This window comes from Curtobacterium oceanosedimentum (assembly GCF_040545555.1).
Classification (GTDB): domain Bacteria; phylum Actinomycetota; class Actinomycetes; order Actinomycetales; family Microbacteriaceae; genus Curtobacterium.
Genome location: NZ_JBEPMD010000002.1, coordinates 282,500 through 299,500 on the forward strand (window position 1 = coordinate 282,500; position 17,001 = coordinate 299,500).

Genomic DNA, 17,001 nt, shown 5'->3' on the forward strand with positions numbered 1-17,001 from the left:
GGGCGGAGCGTGCTGGTCGGCGGGCATGGGTCCTTCCGAGGTGGGCGACGGCGCTGCGCCGGGTCCTGCGGACGGACCGTGCGGGTCGGTACCCAGAGCATGACAGTCCGGGCCGTGAGCGTCACCACCCGCAACCAGGGGGAGCGCTCCACGTTCCCTGTGCAACCTGCTCGGACAGCCCGGCTCGGTGCGGGTTGCCGGACCGACTCAGACCAGTGCGGTCACACCGACCGACTCACGCTCCAGCAGGGATCGCTTGACGTCGAGGCCCCAGGCGAAGCCGCCGAGCGTCCCGTCGGACCGCAGCACCCGGTGACAGGGCACGAACAGCGCCGGGGCGTTGCGGGCGCAGACGCTCGCTGCCGCGCGGACGGCCTCCGGTCGCCCCATGGCCGCCGCGAGCTCGGTGTACGTCAGGACGGTGCCGGCCGGGATCGCGCGGAGCTGCCGCCAGCCCTCCGTGAAGAGTTCGGTGCCGTGCTGGCGGACCGGGACCCGCATCGCCGCCTCGACCTCGCCCGCGTAGAAGGCCTCGACCGCCTCGGCAGCGCGCACCCGGCCGTCGGTCAGCCGACGGGGGCGGTGCCGATCGGCCAGCCGCGCGAGCAGCCGGGCGGAGTCGTCGGTCCACCCCGACGCGAGCACGTGACCCTCGGCGTCCTCGAGCACGGTGAACGGGCCGTCGGGGGTGTCGAGCGTCTGGATGGTCGCAGCGGGCTCGGGCAGCCCGGGTCCGGACACTCCGGGGGCGGTCGCGGTCGCGGTCGCGGTCGCGGTCGCGTCGGATGCGACCACGTCGGGTCCGGTCGTCGTGGGGTCGGTCATGGGGTCTCCTCCTGGTGGTCCGTCGCGGCGGCCGCCTCCGCCGCCGCGCTCGCGCGGTCGACGATCGGACGCCAGCAGTGCATCGTCAGGTAGCTCCGCCACGGCGCCACCTGCTCCGACCGTAGGGACAGCTCGCGGGCGGCACCGGGCAGTCCGAGTTCCTGTGCACCGTTCCGCACGGCGAGGTCGCTGTGCAGGAACACGTCCGGGTGGTGTCGGACCCGGAGGGCCACGTAGTCGGCCGTCCAGGGTCCGATGCCCTTCACCGCCAGGAGCCCGGCGCGCAGCTCCGCGAGGGACTGTCCCGCGTCGACGACGAGCGACCCCTCGGCGAGCGCCACGGCGACGCGCAGGATCGTGTCCACCCGCGCTGCAGGTCCCCGCAGGACCTCGTGCCCGCGGGCCGCGATCGACGCGGCGGTCGGGAACAGCAGCCCGCCCTCGGCCAGGCCGGGGTCGACGGGCTCCCCCAGTGCCGCCACGAGCCGGGTCTGCGCGGTGCGGGCAGCGGCCACGGAGACCTGCTGCCCGATCAGGGTGCGGACGACGATCTCGTGCGCGTCCACGGCACCGGGCAGGCGGATGCCCGGGACCCGCGCCACCGCCGGGGCGAGCACCGGGTCCGCGGCGAGGACGGCGTCGACCGCCTCGGGGTCGGCGTCGAGGTCGAACAGGGCCCGCACCCGCGCCACCAGGGTCGGCAGGTCGGAGAGCGTCGTGAGCCGGACCCGCAGGGCGACCCCGACGCGCCCCGCGCCCCGGCCGGCCCGGTCGGTGGCGGGGGCCGATGCGGTGAAGCGGGCCGGGCCTCCCGGCAGGGTGACGAAGCGACCGTAGGCAGTGACGCGGCCCGAGGCGTCCCGCTCCACGTGCTCCAGCCCCGGCAGCGCGTGGAGCGCGTGCCAGTCGAGCAGGCCCTGCAGGTCGAACGGCGGACGGGCCGGGAGGTGCACGTGCAGCCAGCCGTCGTCGGCCGTCGCCGAGCCGTCCGCCCGGCGGGCGCGGAGCTCGGAGGGGGTGAGGGCGAAGACCTCGCGGACGGTGTCGTTGAACTGCCGCACGCTCGAGAACCCGGACGCGAACGCCACGTCGGCCACCGGCAGGTCCGACGAGGTCAGCAGCGTCCGCGCGGTCTGCGCACGGTGCGCCCGGCTGAGGGCCTTCGGTCCGGCCCCGAGCTCCTCGGTCAGGATGCGGTTCAGCTGCCGCTCGGAGTAGCCGACTCGGGCGGCGAGGCCGGGCACCCCATCGCGTTCGACGACGCCGTCGAGGACGAGGCGGACGGCGCGGCCGGCGACGTCCTCGCGGAGGTCCCACTCCGGGCTGCCCGGCGTCGCCTCGGGCAGACAGCGCTTGCAGGCGCGGAAGCCGGCGAGGTGCGCGGCGGCGCTGGTGCGGTAGAAGGTGACGCCCTCGGCGCGCGGGGTCCGGGCGGGGCAGCTCGGGCGGCAGTAGATGCCGGTGGAGTGCACGGCGGTGACGAACTGGCCGTCGAACCGCGCGTCGCGGGAGGCGACGGCGCGGTGACGCTCGGCGTGCAGCTCTGCGGGCTGCGCGTCGGGCTGCGGCTCCGTGTGTGGTGCGGGGATCGTCACGCCGTCAGCCTGGCACGCACCCCCGACGGTCACTGGCGGGAATCGGACACGGCAGTGGGGGCGGCGGGGCCGGCCGGGAGGCGCGACTACCGTGGGCGCCGTGCCCTCCGTCGACCCCGTGGCCGGCCCCGGCGACCTGCCCTTCCGCACCGACGTCGAGGTCGCGATGCTGCTCGTCTCCCCGCGCCACCGGTACGAGGGGCGTCCGGCGGACGGTGCGCTGCCCGCCGAGGGTCCGGAGCTGCGCGACCGGATCGACCTCCGGGCGGGGCTCGGCATCGTGGGGGACCGCTACTTCGCCGCACGGGCGCACGTCCACGCCACCGTGACCGTGATCGGGCTCGAGGGACTCGACGCCGTGGGCGAAGCGGTGGGCGCTGCGATCGACCCCGCGGCGACCCGGCGGAACGTGTACCTGCGCGGCGCCGACGTCGAGGCGCTCCGGGGCGAGCCGTTCTCGCTCGAGAGCCCGGGCTCCGGCGGCCCGGTGCGCTTCCGGGGGTACCGGCCGGCGAACCCGTGCGCGTGGATGGACCACGAGGTGGCACCGGGTGCCTTCCGGGCGATGCGGGGACGCGGCGGGGTGCGCTGCGACCCGGAGTCCGACGGTGTGCTCACCCTCGGCCCCGCGGTGCTCCGCACGGCACGGCCGGTCGCACTCTGACGGCGTCGGCCCCGTCCCGCCCGTTCCGCCCGTCCCGCGGAACGCAACGTGGGCGGCACCTCGCAGCGATGGAGCGCTGCGACGTACCGCCCAGGTTGTGTGGTGCGAGCGGGGTCAGGCGGTGAGTGCCTGCTCGATCGCGTCGACGAAGGCGGGCAGGTCGTCGGGGTTGCGCGACGTGATCAGGCCGCCGTCGACCTGGACCTCCTGGTCGACCCACTCGGCGCCGGCGTTGCGCACGTCGGTCTGCAGCGAGGGGAACGAGGTGATGGTCTTGCCCTGCAGCACACCGGCCTCGATGAGGGTCCACGGGCCGTGGCAGATCGCGGCGACGGGCTTGCCCGCCTCGGCGAAGGCCTTCACGAGTGCGACCGCGTCCGAGTCCTGGCGGATGGTGTCGGCGTTGATGGTGCCACCGGGGACGACCAGTGCGTCGTAGTCGCCTGCACCGCTGACACTGCCGATGGTGGTGTCGACGGACACCGACTTGCCCGGGTCCTTGTCGCCGACGAGGGTCTCGATCGAACCGGACTCCTGCGCCGCCACCGTGACGTCGGCACCGCGCTCGCGGAGCTGGTCGGTGGGGACGACGATCTCGTCCTGCTCCACGCCGTAGTTCGTCGCGATGACGAGGATCTTCTTGCCGTCGAGGGCTGCCATGGTCGCTCCTTCCGCTGCCGGGGGTCTCCCGGCGCGACGACCACGGTCGTCCGCTCGCCCTGGGGACGTTCGCAGTCCGGAGCCGACGTTCAGCCCCGGATGCGGAAAGCGGACCCTTCGCGGACGACCTCGATGCCGTCGTACCCCGCGATGCGCGGCAGGCCCTCGGTGACCGGTCCCTCGAGCGCCCCGACGACGACGGTCGTCGCCCCGGAGGCGACGGCGGCCTCGACACCGGCGGGAGCGTCCTCGAACGCCAGGCAGCGCTCGGCGGGCACCCCGAGCAGGGCGGCGCCGCGCAGGTAGCCCTCGGGGTGCGGCTTGCTCCGCTCGGCGTCCTCGGACGGCACGAGCGCCTCGGGCACGGGGACGCCCGCGGCGGTCATCCGCTCCACCGCGAGCGCCCGCGGAGCACTCGTGACGAGGGCGACGGGCACGCCGGCGTCGAGCAGGCGGCGCACGAACGCCGCCGCTCCCGGCACCTCGACGATGCCCTCGGTGTACCCGATCTCGGCGGCGATCATCGTCTCGACGATGGCCCGCTGCTCGTCCGGGGACAGGTGCGGCAGGAAGCGCTGCACGGTGTCGATCGTCTGGCGGCCGTGCGAGAAGCCGAGGATCTCGGCGGGATCGATGCCGTGCTCCGCCCCGAAGCGGCTCCAGGCGTCCTCGACCACGGCGGTCGAGTCGACGAGCGTCCCGTCCATGTCGAACAGCACCCCGGACACCACGACGTCGATCACGCGTCCGACCCTAGCCGCTACCGGTCACCCGATCGCCGGTTCCGGATGATCACCGCACCCGCAGCGACGATCAGCGCCAGGGTCGTGATCCACACCACCGCCTGGACCTCTCGGAGCGCGGGGACCATGCGGCCGCCCACCATGACGACCGCAGCGCAACCACAGAGCACGGCAGCGGCGATCGAGCCGCGCCGGGTCGATCGGCGATTCACCCTCGGCTCGCCTTCCCGGCGCAGAAGGAGATCGTCCCGCTGGTCGCCGCGCCGGCAGCAGTGATGCAGGCGATGCAGCCGACACCCGCCGTGACCAGGCACGCTGCAGAACACGCGATGGTGAGGGCCGTGATGGCCCGTGCTGCGACCCCGGCACTGTTCAGGCACGACGAGAACCGGCTCCACCAGGTCGAGCGCGCCGCCGGTTGGGCTGTGACGTCACGATCGAGACCGGCGATCCCGTTGATCCAGGTCTGCAGGCGACCCGAGTCGGCCGTCTTCGGCGTCAGGACCAGCTCGCTCCAGGTCCTGACGCGCCCGCCGTCGAGGACGGCCGTGACGCTGGACTCGGGCAACACGTCCGCACCCTCGGCGAAGGGCAGCCGGAGGACCGTCCCGTCGACCGTCACGAAGGCCTGCGCTCGTGCGAGGTCGAGGGGGAGTCCGCTCGAGGACGTCCGTCCCGAACCGGACCAGACCGCCACCGCCGCCGTGGTCTCGCTGTCGGAGAGCGCATCCCAGGACTGCGCCTGCTCGACGAGGTCCCGGATGCCCCGCTCGGTCGAGGTCGTCGAGGACCCCGGGGCAGCGGCCGCTGGGTCGGGCGCAGTCACGAGGCCGCTGACGAGGGCGACGAGGACGGCTCCCGTTGCGACGAGTGGCCGGCCGGTCAGGGGCGGGGAGAAGGAGATCGCAACCATGCCACGAGCCTACTGACATGTGACGTTTCAGTACCGGTGTTCGTCACCGTTCGTCACGGTCGCGCACCCACCTCGTCAACAGCACGCCCCCGTCGCCGAGCAGCACGTGCGCGGGCCGCATGCGCCGCAGCTCCGGCGAGGACCCGGTCGCGATCCGGGGCCCCTCCCCGCCCTCGAGCGTCGGGTCGACCGTCAGCGTCAGCTCGTCCACCGCGTCGGCCGCCACGAGCGCCCCGAGGAACGACGGACCACCTTCGCAGTGGATGCGGTCGAGCCCACGCGACGCGAGCGCCGAGCGCACCGCACCGACGTCGACAGAAGCGGAGCCGCACTCCACCACGTCGGCGACGTCCGCGAGAGCCCGCCCCGACGAGGACGACGCCCCGGACCCGGACGTCAGCACGATCGGCCGCACCGGTGCCTCGGTGAACACCCGCGACCCCGCGTCCATCGACCCGGAGTTCGTGACGATCGCGAACACCGGGTGGTCGGACATCCCGTGCTCCCGGCGCCACGCCACGTCCTCGTCGTGCAGCACCATCGGCCCGTACTCCTCGTCGCGCACGGTGCCCGCGGCGACGAGCACCACGTCGGCGACCCGTCGGAGCAGGTCGAAGACCCGCAGGTCGTCGTCGCCGCCGAGCGAGGCGGTGCGACCCGACGCGGATGCCGAACCGTCGAGCGTCGCGACGAAGTTCACCCGCAGCCAGGACCCCTCGGGCACGTCCGCGGTGTACAGGTCGAGCAGGTCGTCGTCGGACAGGTCCGCGATCGACGTCGGCAGGGAGGGGCTGTTCACGTGTTGTGCCTCGCTTCCACGGGTTCGCGCCAGCCGAGGACCGCCTCGACCATGCGCATGGCGTCGACGCTCTCGACGACGTCGTGCATGCGGACGACCCGGGCGCCGAGCATCGCGCTGACCGTGGCCGCGGCGAGCGACCCCGACAAGCGAGCACCGCGCGGACGTCCGAGGGACTCCCCCACGAAGTCCTTGTTCGACACCGCTGCGAGCACCGGGAAGCCGAGCGCGACGACCTCGGGCAGACGCCGGGTGAGCTCGAGCGTGTGCACGGTGTTCTTGTTGAGGTCGTGCCCGGGGTCGACGATGATCCGCGACTCGGGGATGCCCGCGGCGAGCGCTCGGTCGACCCGTTCGCGCAGGAAGTCCACGACCGAGACGGTCACGTCGTCGTACGTCGGGGGCGTCGGCAGCTCCTGGCGCGGCGGCGCGGTCGAGTGCGTGATGACGATGGTCGCCTCGGAGTCCGCGACCACGGAGGCCATCCGCGGGTCGGACAGCCCGGTGGTGTCGTTGACGACGCTGGCACCGGCGGCGATCGTCGCCGCCGCGACCTCGGGCCGGAACGTGTCGACCGAGATGACGACGTCGGACTGCTCGGCGAGCTGGGACACGACCGGCAGCACCCGGTCGATCTCGTCCTCCGCGGACAGCTCCGGCCCCGGCGCGAACTTCACTCCGCCGATGTCGACCCAGTCGGCGCCCTGGTCGGCAGCGCGGACGGCGGCCTCGACGGCCCGGTCGAGCGCGAAGGTCGCACCCTTGTCGTGGAACGAGTCGGGCGTGCGGTTCACGATCGCCATCACGGCGATGCGGCGATCGAAGTCGAAGGTGCGACGCCCGATCGTGCGGACCGGGTCGCGCAGGTCGGGCACGATCCAGCCGGGTGCGGGTGACACGGCCTGGAGGCCCGTGGTCGGCTGCTCGCTCGTCATGCGTCCGCCCCGTGGTCGGCACCGGCACCGGCACCGGCACCGATGAGCGCGATCGCCTCGGCCCGCCCCGCCGCGTCGGCCAGGGAGCCGGTCGCCGCGACGGTCACCGTCGACGAGCCCGACTGCCGTTCGCCGCGGGCGGTCACGCACTGGTGCGTGGCGTCGAGCACGACGAGCACGCCGTCGGCGTCGAGCCCCTCGGTGACGGCTGCGGCGACCTGCTCGCCGAGCCGCTCCTGCAGCTGCGGCCGCGAGGCCACGGCGTCGAGCACACGGGACAGGGTCCCGAGCCCGATGAGCTGCTCCCCGGGCGCGTAGGCCAGGTGCGCGACCCCGATGAAGGGCAGCAGGTGGTGCTCGCACATCGAGCGGAAGCGGACGTCCCGCACGACCACGAGCTGCCCGCGCTCACCGTCCTCGGAGTGCACGGCGCCGGAGCGTGCGATCGCGGTGGCGTCGACCCCCATGCCGGCGAAGAACTCGGCGTACGAGTCCGCGACGCGTGCCGGGGTCCGTTCGAGCTCGGGGCGGTCGGGGTCGTCGCCGACGGCGAGGAGGAGCTCACGCACGGCGGCTTCGACCCGCGCGCGGTCCAGACGTTCGTTCACGCACTCATCCAACACCGTCGGATGGCCGCAGAACGCGGCCGCCTGCCGGACGCACCGTACTCCGCGGTGGCGGGTCGCGCCTCCCGTCCGTCAGCACGGGCGAGCCAGGGCGACGCGCCGTGCTCCCAGCGTTCTGTAAACTCGTTCGGTGAGCGCCCAGCAGACCGACACCCCGCCCCGGAACCGCTTCGCATCCGGCCTCGACCACTTCTTCTCGATCACGCAACGCGGATCGAGCATCCCCCGAGAGATCCGTGGTGGTCTCGTCTCCTTCGTGACGATGGCGTACATCGTCATCCTCAACCCGCTGATCCTCGGTGGGTTCAGCCAGGACCAGGCCCCGCAGGACGTCCTCGGCGGCTGGTTGCAGAACGCGCAGGTCGCCGCCGCGACCGGCCTCGTCGCCGGTGTGATGACGATCGCGATGGGCCTCGTCGCGAACCTGCCGTTCGGCATCGCCGCAGGCCTCGGGATCAACTCGTTCCTCGCCGTGAGCGTCGTGCACCAGGTCACCTGGGCCGAGGCGATGGGCCTCGTCGTCATCAACGGCGTGGTGATCGTGATCCTGGCGCTGACCGGCATCCGGACGATGATCTTCACGGCCGTGCCCGCGCAGCTCAAGGCCGCGATCACCGTCGGCATCGGTCTGTTCATCGCGTTCATCGGTCTGGTCGACTCGGGGTTCGTCCGCACCACGAAGAACGCCTCGCCGCCGCTGCAGCTCGGTGAGGACGGCTCCGTCGCGGCCCTGCCGACGATCGTGTTCCTGATCGGCCTGGTCGTCATCGGGACGCTCATGGCCCGCAAGGTCAAGGGCGCGCTGCTCATCGGCATCGTCGGCACGACGGTCGTCGCGATCATCCTGCAGGCGATCTTCACGGTCCCGACCTCGGTCGACTCCCCCACCGGCTGGAACCTCAACGCCCCCGGCCTGCCGAACGCCCTCTTCGCCCTGCCGGACCTGTCGCTCGTCGGGCACGCCGACGTCTTCGGTGCCTTCACCCGCATCGGCCCGGTCGCCGCGTCGATGCTCGTCTTCACCCTGGTCTTCACGAACTTCTTCGACGCGATGGGCACGATGACCGGTCTCGCGAAGGCCGCCGGTGTCGCGAAGCCCGACGGCACCTTCCCCCGCCTGAAGTCGGCGCTCGTCGTCGAGGGTGTCGGTGCCATCGCCGGTGGCGGTGCCTCGGTGTCGTCGAACACCGTCTTCATCGACTCCGCGTCGGGCATCGGCGAGGGCGCCCGCACGGGCATGGCCTCGGTCGTGACCGGTCTGCTGTTCCTGGCGTCGATGTTCCTCACGCCGCTCACCCAGGTCGTCCCGCTCGAGGTCGCTGCCGCCGGACTCGTCGTCGTCGGTGCCCTCATGGTCGCGCAGGTCGCGGACATCTCCTGGACGGATTTCGGCTCGGCACTGCCGGCGTTCCTGACGATCGTCGTGATGCCGCTGACCTACTCGATCGCGAACGGCATCGGCGCCGGCTTCATCAGCTGGGTGCTCATCAAGCTGCTGTCCGGCCGCGGCCGCGAGGTCTCGTGGCTCCTCTACGTCGTCGCCGCGGGCTTCCTGCTGTACTTCGCGCGCGGGCCGCTCGAGGCGCTGCTCGGCGTCGGGTAGCGCGTCCGCCGCTTTCCGCAAGACGCAACGTGGGCGGTTCTTCGCAGCGACATTCCGCTGCGAGGGGCCGCCCACGTTGCGTTTCGCGAGAGCGCGTCCGGCTCCTCCGGCCGGGAGGCGCTGGGTCAGTCCCGCAGGTCGGCCGGCTTGGCCTCGTGGCGGCGTCGGCCCGGGGTGCGCCGGTCCTCCTTCATGCTCGCCTCGTACAGGTGGCGCTTGCCCCCGACGAGCTGGTCGCGCGCGGTCTGCTCGAGCTCCTTGGCGAGGGCGTAGTAGTTGTCGTCGTAGTCCTCGACGATCTGGAACGTCCAGCGCCCGTCGATGACGTTGCGCCCGACCAGCTCGGTGTCGATCCGCTCGGCGAGTTCGGTGTGCCCGGCCTTCCGGAGCTGCTCGACGGCCTCGCCGAGGTTGAGGTCAGCGGTCCCCGTCAGCCGGTGGAACCCGTACAGCAGGCCACGCGCGTGCTCGAGCACCTCGAGCGCGGCCGACAGCGTGCCGAGGGCCTCGACCGTCGCCTCGGACACCCCCTCGGGCACCACGTGTGCGTCGTCCGGTCCCTGTCCGTCGGCTGCCTGGCCGTCTGCGTTGCGCTCGTCCGTCATGCTCCTCGTCTACCGGAGCGTTGCTCGGGTCGCTCCGAGCAAGTGCGGGACCGCTACTTCGTCGTTCGTTTGGTGCGGTCATGCTCGTGTTCGACCCGCTCGCGCACAACGAGAAGCACGTCGCGCCAGGAAACTCCGTGGCGCGACGTGCTTCCGGTGGTGCGGCGTGACGACGACCCCGCCGGGCTACGGCACCGGCACCGTCGGCCGCGTCGCAGGCGTGTCGGCGGCAGCCGTCCGCCGCTCCATGAGCCGCCACGACCCGCCGAGCAACGGCGACAGCGTGACGACCGTGTAGACCACCGCCACGATCCCGAACGTCCCCGTCACCCCGATGCCGTCCGCCGCGATGCCGCCGAAGAGTCCGCCGAGCGGGATGCCCGCCCACGACCCAGCGGACAGGAGCCCGAACACGCGGGCCCGCATGTGCGACGGGATGCGCTCGAGCTCGACGGCTCCGAGGATCGGGTTGAGCGCGCCCGCCGCGAAGCCGGACAGCACGCACGCGCCGAGCACCCACGGCAGCCCGAGACCGAGCGCCGGCACCACGAGCGACGGTCCCCCGGCCAGCACGAAGCACACCACGAACGTGATCCGTCGGGGTACCCGGTGCGCCACGTAGCCGAACGCGAGCGACCCGAGGAACGCCGCACCGCCGAAGGTCCCGCTGACGATCCCGAGCGACTGCGCGCCGTCGAGCACCCGGTCGGCGTAGAGCGGGAGCAGCGCAGTCGAGCGCGCCGCGTCGAGCAGGTTCGTCACGAGGACGAGCGCGATGACGAGCCGGAAGAGCGGGTCGCGCACGCAGAAGCGCAGGCCGGCGCCGAGGTCGCGCCAGTACCCGGCCGACGCCTCGGCTGGCACTGCGTCCGGTTCCGGGTGCACCGTCACGCCCCGCAGCGTGAGGGCAGCGAGCACCGCTGCCGCCCCGAACACGGCGGCGGTCACGGCCAGTGCGGGCAACGGCCCGACGGCGCCCACGAGCAGTCCCGCCGCGGGGGCACCGAGCAGCACCGAGAAGCGGACCGACGCCTCGAAGTGCCCGACGGCGCGTTCGAGCGGGATCCCCGCCGCCGTCGCGAGTCCCGGCAGGAGCACCCGCCGGCCGGACTCCCCCGGGGTGTCGAACAGGCCGCCGAGGAACACGAGCACGAGCAGCGCCCAGGCCGGCAGCCCGACGGTCCACGCCAGGAGCGGGATCGCGACGAGCGTCGCGGCGCTGACCAGGTCGGACGCCACGCTCGACCGGACGAAGCCGAAGCGCTCGACGAGCACGCCGCCGAAGGCTCCGCCGAGCACGATCGGGACCGTCGCCGCGAAGGCCGCGATGCCGACGTCCGTCGCCGACCCGCCGCGCGAGAGCACCACGAACGGCACCGCGATCGTCGTCGCGACGTTGCCCGTCCGCGAGACGACCTGCACCGCGAGCAGGGACCGCAGCCGCCAGTGCGCGTTCACGGGCGCGCCGAGCGGTAGCTCTGGACGACCGCGGTGACCCGCTCGGAACCGTCGCCGGGTTCGTGCTCGGCGCTCCGCGCCTCCCACCGGTCGAGGACGCCCTGCAGCTCCGACCCGAGGGCACGGAGCTCGTCGACCGTCAGCCGGAGGGTCCGGTCGCCGCTGTTCGACGCCGCGACCCACTCGCGCCCGAAGGCCGGGACGTGGTCGAGGAACGCCGTGTACTCGTCGGCGTACGCCTGCGCGACGGTCCGGTCGAGCGCGGTGCCGGCGACCATCCGGTCGGGGTCGTCGAAGCCGTCCGCGAGGTCCCACGACGTGTGCTGCGCGACCGCCCGCCACCAGCGCTCCCGTCGGTCGGTGCCGAGCTCGGGTGCCGGCTCGATGAAGCCGGCGTCGGCCAGGCGCTTGCAGTGGTAGCTGATCGTCCCCGGCGCCTCGTCGACCTGGTCGCCGAGCATCGCCGCGGTCTGCGGGCCACCGGTCCGCAGCAGCCCGACGAGCCGCAGCCGGGTGGGGTGGGAGAGCGCGCGCATCTGCGCCGCGTCGTCGAGTCGCTGCACGTCCATGGCTCGACCATAGATGCACAAGACTTCTTGCGCAACGCCCCTTGCGCAATGGTCGTCGCGGATCGGCCGGGAGGCTCGCCCCACCGCCGCCGAGCAGGCTACGGTTCCGACATGGCCAGGTGGGTCGCGCTGCTGCGCGGGGTGAACGTCAACGGGATCACGATCCGGAACGCCGACCTGGCGTCGCTGTTCGCGGACCTCGGGTACGCCGACGTGCGGACGGTCCTCGCCTCGGGCAACGTCGTGTTCAGCGCGCCGGGCGACGGGGCGGACGTGAAGACCAGGATCGAGCAGGGCCTGCGGGACCGGTTCGGGTACGACGCCTGGATCGTCCTCGTGCCGCACGACCGCCTCGCCGCGGTCGTCGACACCTTCCCCTTCGACTCCGCTCCGGATCGTCACGACTACGTCGTCTTCGGTTCCGACGACACCGCACTCGCCGACCTGGTCGCCGACCTCGACACCGACGACGCCGTCGAGCGCGTGACCCGAGGGGACGGTGTCGTCTACTGGTCCTGCCCCAAGGGGTCGAGCACCGACACCGCGTTCGCGAAGCGGGCCGCCGCCGCACGCTTCAAGCGCTCGACGACGACCCGCAACACGAACACCCTGCGCAAGCTGCTCTGAGCTGCGCGAGGGGCGTCAGGACTGCGCCGGCTGCCCGTTGCTCGCGGTCGTCCCACCGTCGACCGGCAGCACCGCACCCGTGATGTAGGACGCCGCGTCGCTGGCCAGGAACAGCACCGCGGCGGCGACCTCCTCCGAACGCCCACCGCGACCGAGCGAGACGCGCTCCGCGAACTCGTGCTGGAGCTCCTCGTCCTCGGCCTGCTGCTGGGTCATGTCCGTCCAGATGAGCCCGGGCGCGACGGCGTTCACGCGGACGCCGAACTGCCCGTTGTCGAGCGCGGCGGCCTTCGTGAAGTTCGAGACCCCGCCCTTCGCGGCGTTGTACGGGCTCATCCGCCAGTCCGCGTCCATGCCCGACACGGACGACGTGTTCACGATCGACCCCGTCGTCTCCCGCAGGAACGGCAGCGCTGCCCGCGTGCCGTAGAACACGCTCGACAGGTCCGTCTCGATGACCCGGTGCCACTCGTCCGGCTCGATGTCGGTGATGTCACCCGAGGTGAACGTGCCGGCGTTGTTCACGAGCACGTCGATGCGGTCCCACCGGTCCACCGCGTCGGACACGATCGTCTCCCACGCGGCCGGGTCGGCCACGTCCGCCTGCAGCGCAACCGCACGGCCGGTCGGCAGGCTGTCGGCGACGGCACGGACCTTGTCCTCGACGCTGTCGACGAGCAGCACGTCCGCGCCCTCGTCGACGAACGCCCGCGCGGTCGCCTCACCGATGCCGGACCCGGCTCCGGTGACGATCGCGACCTTGCCCTCGAACCGCTTGTCCATGTGTGTCTCCTCTCGATGCACTGCTCGTGCCGCAGGAGACGCCGTCGGCCCGGGGGCACGGACGACCACGCTGCCCGCCTCCTGCTGGACACGCGTGCAGGCGGAAGCGGACGCGCGTGCAGGCGGAACAGGAGGAGGCGCGGCACGGGGCGGACCCGCACCGCGCCTCCAGGCCGGACCGTCAGGCGGTGGTCTCGTCGACGTCCAGCCCGCGGTCGAGCGAGATCATCGGGATCGACGCGGTGATGACGGAACCGTCCGCCCGGAGCGTCCCCTGGATGTCGCTCGTGGTCGGCGCGTGCCCGCTCATCCGCGGGCCGTGGTGGGCCAGCGGCACGACCGTCGGCGCCCCCGCGGTGACGTCCCACTGCTGGTTGTGCACCCACGCGGTGAAGCCGTCGCCGGTCTCCACCGTGAAGGTCATCGTGTCCTCTTCGAGGTCGATCCGGACGCGCGAGCCGTGCACCTGGATGCGGTAGGTCAGGCGCTCCCAGTCCTTCGGCAGCCGCGGGTTGAAGGTCATCCGGCCGCCGTGGTCGCGCATGCCGCCGAAGCCGTTCACGAGCGCACCCCAGATGCCGCCCGTCGACGCGATGTGCACGCCGTCCGCGGTGTTGCCGTGCAGGTCGGCGAGGTCGACGTAGAGCGCCGTCAGGAAGTACTGCGCCGCCAGGTCGTGGTACCCGACCTCGGCCGCCATGATCGACTGGACCACGGCGGACAGCGTCGAGTCACCGGTCGTCAGGGCGTCGTAGTAGTCGAAGTCGCGACGCTTCTCGGCCGCCGTGAACTCGTGGCCCTGCAGGAACAGCGCGAGCACGACGTCGGCCTGCTTGAGCACCTGGAACCGGTAGATCACCAGCGGGTGGTAGTGCAGCAGCAGCGGTCGCTTCGACTCGGGGGTGTTCTCGAGGTCCCACAGTTCCTTGTCGAGGAACTGGGCGTCCTGCGGGTGGATGCCACGGTGCGGGTCGAAGGGGATCTCCATCGACTCGGCGGCGTGCTCCCACTCGGTGACCTCGTCGTCGACCAGCCCGGTGCGGCGGACCATGCGGCCGTACTCCTCGGGGTCGTCGGTCGCGAGCTGCCGGCAGGCGTTCACCGCGAACCACAGGTTCGCCCGTGCCATCACGTTCGTGTAGAGGTTGTCGTCGACGACCGTCGTGTACTCGTCGGGACCGGTGACGCCGTCGATGTGGAACTTCTTGTCGCCGTTCGAGCGCCAGAACCCCAGGTCGGACCACAGGCGGGCGGTCTCGACCAGGATGTCGATCGCCCCGCGCTTGAGGAAGTCGGTGTCGCCGGAGGCCCGCACGTACTGCATGAGCGCATGCGCGATGTCCGCGTCGATGTGGTACTGCGCGGTGCCGGCCGCGTAGTACGCCGATGATTCCTCGCCGTTGATCGTCCGCCACGGGAAGAGCGCTCCGCGCTGGTTCAGCTCGCGCGCCCGCGACCGGGCAGCGTCGAGCATGTTGTAGCGGAAGCGCAACGCGTTCCGCGCGACGATCGGCGCCGTGTACGACAGGAACGGCAGGACGTAGATCTCCATGTCCCAGAAGTAGTGACCGCCGTACCCGGAGCCCGTGACGCCCTTCGCCGCGATGCCGTGCCCGTCGGTGCGGGCGGTGGCCTGGGCGAGCATGAACAGGTTCCACCGGACCGCCTGCTGGATCGCCGGCTGCCCCGGGATCTCGACGTCGCTGCGCGTCCAGTAGTCGTCCATCCACGCGCGCTGCTTGGCGAAGGTCTCCTCGACCGTCTCGGCGCGAGCACGGTCGAGCGTCCGCTCGCAGCGATCGGCGAGTTCCCGCGCCGGCACCCCGCGGGACGTGTGGTAGACCATGTGCTTCACGAGCCGGATCGGCACGCCGGCCCGGGCCTGCACGCGGTAGACGTGCTTCGCGAGGTCGTCCTCGATCGACGACGCCTCGTCCCAGGAGTTCTCGGTCTCCAGGTGGTGCTCGACCCCGACGCAGATCGTCATGCCCGAGCTCGACGCCTGGTAGCCGAGGAGGGACCGGCCGCCCGTGCTGCGCTTCAGCTTCGGCTCGAGCACCCGCTCGGTGAACGCCTCGGCCTTGCGGGGATCGAAGGCGTTCGCCGCGGCGCGCATGCCCGCGTGGTACTCGTCCTGCACGTCCTGCCGGTTGAGGATCTGGCTCGACAGCAGGATCGAGGCGTCCCCGTCCAGCACGGTGACCTCGTAGTCGATGACGGCGAGGTGCCGGTCGGTGAACGAGACCAGCCGGCGGGCCCGGATGAGCACCCGCTTGCCGGACGGCGTCGACCACTCGGTCTCGCGGTACAGGTACCCGCCGCGGAACTCGAGGCGTCGGGTGTGCCGGAGGATGTCGGCCTCGGCCAGCACCAGCGGCTCGTCGTCGACGTACAGCCGGATGACCTTGGCGTCGGGCGCGTTGATGATCGTCTGCCCGGTCTTGGCGAAGCCGAAGGCGTCCTCGGCGTGCCGGATCGGCCAGGTCTCGTGGAAGCCGTTGACGTACGTGCCGTACTGCACGCCGCCGCGGCCCTCGTCGAGGTTGCCGCGCAGGCCGAGGTAGCCGTTGCCGACCGCGAAGTTCGTCTCCGCGACGCCCTGCTCGTCCGGCGCGTACTCGGTCTCGACGAGTGCCCACTCGTCGACCGGGTAGCGGACGCGGTCGAGGGGGTCGGAGGTGATGGGGTTCATGGCGTGTGCTCCGTGGGAGGGAGGAGTCGTGCGGTGGTCGGACGGTCTGGCCACGCCGTCGGGGCCGTTCCGGGTGGGGGGACTAGCTGGTGCGCGGGGCCGGGAGCTGGTCGACGAGTTCGGCGAGGTCGCGCACGACCACGTCGGCCCCGTGCTCGCGCAGCGCGTCGGCACCGGCACCGCGGTCGACGCCGACGACGAGCCCGAAGGCGCCGTTCCGGCCGGCCTCGACCCCGCTCGTGGCGTCCTCGACGACGACGCACTCGGCCGGGGCGAGCCCGAAGCGTCCGGCGGCGTCGAGGTAGGTGTCCGGCGCGGGCTTGCCGGCCAGGCCGTCCTGGCGCGCGACGAGCCCGTCGACGACCACCGGGAAGTGGTCGAGGATGCCCGCCGTGCGCAGCACCTGCGTCGCGTTCGCCGAGCTCGACACGACGGCGACCTGCATGCCGGCGGCGATCGCGGCGACGAGGAACCGGAGCGAACCCGGGTACGGCTCGACGCCGTGCTCGGTCAGCTCGGCCGTGAACTCGGCGTTCTTCCGGTTGCCGAGCGCGCACACGGTGTCGCTGCCCGGGGCGTCGTCCGGCGAGCCCTGCGGGAGCTCGATGTCCCGGGACGTGAGCAGCGACCGCACGCCGTCGTAGCGCGGCTTGCCGTCGATGTGGTCGAAGTAGTCCTGCTCGCTGTACGGCGCGACACCGCGGTCCGCCAGGAACGGCGTGAACAGGCGGCTCCACGCGCGCATGTGCACGTCGGCGGTGGGCGTCAGCACACCGTCCAGGTCGAACAGGAGTGCCCGCGTGTCGGCGAGTCGTGCGGGCGTGCGCCGGTCCGGCATCGTCATCGGAGTTCCTCTGGTCTCGGTGGTCGGTTCGGCTCCGATCGAGTCTAGGACCGCCCCGGC

General features: G+C 72.5%; 18 protein-coding genes. 3 read left to right on the forward strand and 15 right to left on the reverse strand.

All coding sequences use genetic code 11. The features are described 5' to 3' along the window. Positions 1 to 207 precede the first annotated feature (207 nt). Together ABIC52_RS03235 and ABIC52_RS03240 are read right to left on the reverse strand one after the other, a co-directional pair. On the reverse strand, positions 208 to 825 hold the full coding sequence (locus tag ABIC52_RS03235) for a methylated-DNA--[protein]-cysteine S-methyltransferase (protein ID WP_354026604.1): 618 nt from the start codon (positions 823 to 825) through the stop codon (positions 208 to 210). Then, positions 822 to 2,414: a DNA-3-methyladenine glycosylase 2 family protein gene (locus tag ABIC52_RS03240; protein ID WP_354026662.1), complete on the reverse strand. Its 1,593-nt coding sequence runs from the start codon at positions 2,412 to 2,414 to the stop codon at positions 822 to 824. Before ABIC52_RS03240 ends, ABIC52_RS03235 begins: the two co-directional genes overlap by 4 nt. A 172-nt stretch (positions 2,415 to 2,586) precedes the next feature. Between ABIC52_RS03240 and ABIC52_RS03245 the strand changes: the two genes are divergently transcribed. Continuing rightward, entirely contained in the window at positions 2,587 to 3,084 is a 498-nt protein-coding gene (locus ABIC52_RS03245) for a molybdenum cofactor biosysynthesis protein (protein ID WP_209676520.1), read from the forward strand. Positions 3,085 to 3,198: 114 nt separating this feature from the next. On the opposite strand, the gene ABIC52_RS03250 is transcribed toward ABIC52_RS03245, so the two are convergent. The 7 genes from ABIC52_RS03250 to folE form a co-directional block, all read right to left on the reverse strand. Next, positions 3,199 to 3,744: a type 1 glutamine amidotransferase domain-containing protein gene (locus ABIC52_RS03250; protein ID WP_058750492.1), complete on the reverse strand. Its 546-nt coding sequence runs from the start codon at positions 3,742 to 3,744 to the stop codon at positions 3,199 to 3,201. A gap of 89 nt (positions 3,745 to 3,833) precedes the next feature. Continuing rightward, entirely contained in the window at positions 3,834 to 4,487 is a 654-nt protein-coding gene (locus tag ABIC52_RS03255) for an HAD-IA family hydrolase (RefSeq protein ID WP_126891027.1), read from the reverse strand. Positions 4,488 to 4,504: 17 nt separating this feature from the next. Next, a complete protein-coding gene (locus ABIC52_RS03260) occupies positions 4,505 to 4,699 on the reverse strand; it encodes a hypothetical protein (RefSeq protein WP_209675646.1) in 195 nt (64 codons plus the stop codon). After that, complete coding sequence (locus tag ABIC52_RS03265) at positions 4,696 to 5,400, reverse strand: hypothetical protein (protein ID WP_354026606.1); 705 nt, start codon at positions 5,398 to 5,400, stop codon at positions 4,696 to 4,698. The genes ABIC52_RS03260 and ABIC52_RS03265 overlap by 4 nt, the downstream gene beginning before the upstream one ends. Before the next feature lie 43 nt (positions 5,401 to 5,443). Then, a complete protein-coding gene (locus tag ABIC52_RS03270; RefSeq protein ID WP_354026607.1) occupies positions 5,444 to 6,199 on the reverse strand; it encodes a pyrimidine reductase family protein in 756 nt (251 codons plus the stop codon). Then, positions 6,196 to 7,134 carry a dihydropteroate synthase gene (gene folP / locus ABIC52_RS03275; RefSeq protein ID WP_354026608.1) on the reverse strand — a complete coding sequence of 313 codons (939 nt, stop codon included), beginning with the start codon at positions 7,132 to 7,134 and terminating at the stop codon, positions 6,196 to 6,198. Before folP ends, ABIC52_RS03270 begins: the two co-directional genes overlap by 4 nt. Next, positions 7,131 to 7,742: a GTP cyclohydrolase I gene (gene folE, locus ABIC52_RS03280; RefSeq protein WP_354026609.1), complete on the reverse strand. Its 612-nt coding sequence runs from the start codon at positions 7,740 to 7,742 to the stop codon at positions 7,131 to 7,133. The genes folP and folE overlap by 4 nt, the downstream gene beginning before the upstream one ends. Positions 7,743 to 7,890: 148 nt before the next feature. Here folE and ABIC52_RS03285 point away from each other — a divergent pair, with 148 nt between their 5' ends. Further along, complete coding sequence (locus ABIC52_RS03285) at positions 7,891 to 9,363, forward strand: NCS2 family permease (protein WP_354026610.1); 1,473 nt, start codon at positions 7,891 to 7,893, stop codon at positions 9,361 to 9,363. A gap of 125 nt (positions 9,364 to 9,488) precedes the next feature. Here the strand turns inward: ABIC52_RS03285 and ABIC52_RS03290 are convergent, their stop codons facing one another. The 3 genes from ABIC52_RS03290 to ABIC52_RS03300 all read right to left on the reverse strand — a co-directional run bounded on the left by ABIC52_RS03290 (position 9,489) and on the right by ABIC52_RS03300 (position 11,995). Continuing rightward, positions 9,489 to 9,968: a hypothetical protein gene (locus ABIC52_RS03290; protein ID WP_126891031.1), complete on the reverse strand. Its 480-nt coding sequence runs from the start codon at positions 9,966 to 9,968 to the stop codon at positions 9,489 to 9,491. A gap of 186 nt (positions 9,969 to 10,154) precedes the next feature. Continuing rightward, a complete protein-coding gene (locus tag ABIC52_RS03295; RefSeq protein ID WP_126891032.1) occupies positions 10,155 to 11,426 on the reverse strand; it encodes an MFS transporter in 1,272 nt (423 codons plus the stop codon). After that, positions 11,423 to 11,995, reverse strand: a complete 573-nt coding sequence (locus ABIC52_RS03300; RefSeq protein ID WP_126891033.1) for an ArsR/SmtB family transcription factor — start codon at positions 11,993 to 11,995, stop codon at positions 11,423 to 11,425. Before ABIC52_RS03300 ends, ABIC52_RS03295 begins: the two co-directional genes overlap by 4 nt. A gap of 111 nt (positions 11,996 to 12,106) precedes the next feature. On the opposite strand from ABIC52_RS03300, the gene ABIC52_RS03305 reads away from it, so the two are divergent. Further along, entirely contained in the window at positions 12,107 to 12,622 is a 516-nt protein-coding gene (locus ABIC52_RS03305; RefSeq protein ID WP_354026611.1) for a DUF1697 domain-containing protein, read from the forward strand. A gap of 15 nt (positions 12,623 to 12,637) precedes the next feature. On the opposite strand, the gene budC is transcribed toward ABIC52_RS03305, so the two are convergent. The 3 genes from budC to ABIC52_RS03320 all read right to left on the reverse strand — a co-directional run bounded on the left by budC (position 12,638) and on the right by ABIC52_RS03320 (position 16,941). Continuing rightward, on the reverse strand, positions 12,638 to 13,405 hold the full coding sequence (budC, locus tag ABIC52_RS03310; RefSeq protein WP_209675658.1) for a meso-2,3-butanediol dehydrogenase: 768 nt from the start codon (positions 13,403 to 13,405) through the stop codon (positions 12,638 to 12,640). A 181-nt stretch (positions 13,406 to 13,586) separates the two neighbouring features. After that, entirely contained in the window at positions 13,587 to 16,097 is a 2,511-nt protein-coding gene (locus tag ABIC52_RS03315; protein ID WP_126891036.1) for a glycoside hydrolase family 65 protein, read from the reverse strand. Between the two features lie 82 nt (positions 16,098 to 16,179). Continuing rightward, positions 16,180 to 16,941 carry an HAD family hydrolase gene (locus tag ABIC52_RS03320; protein WP_126891037.1) on the reverse strand — a complete coding sequence of 254 codons (762 nt, stop codon included), beginning with the start codon at positions 16,939 to 16,941 and terminating at the stop codon, positions 16,180 to 16,182. Between the last annotated feature and the right edge of the window lie 60 nt (positions 16,942 to 17,001).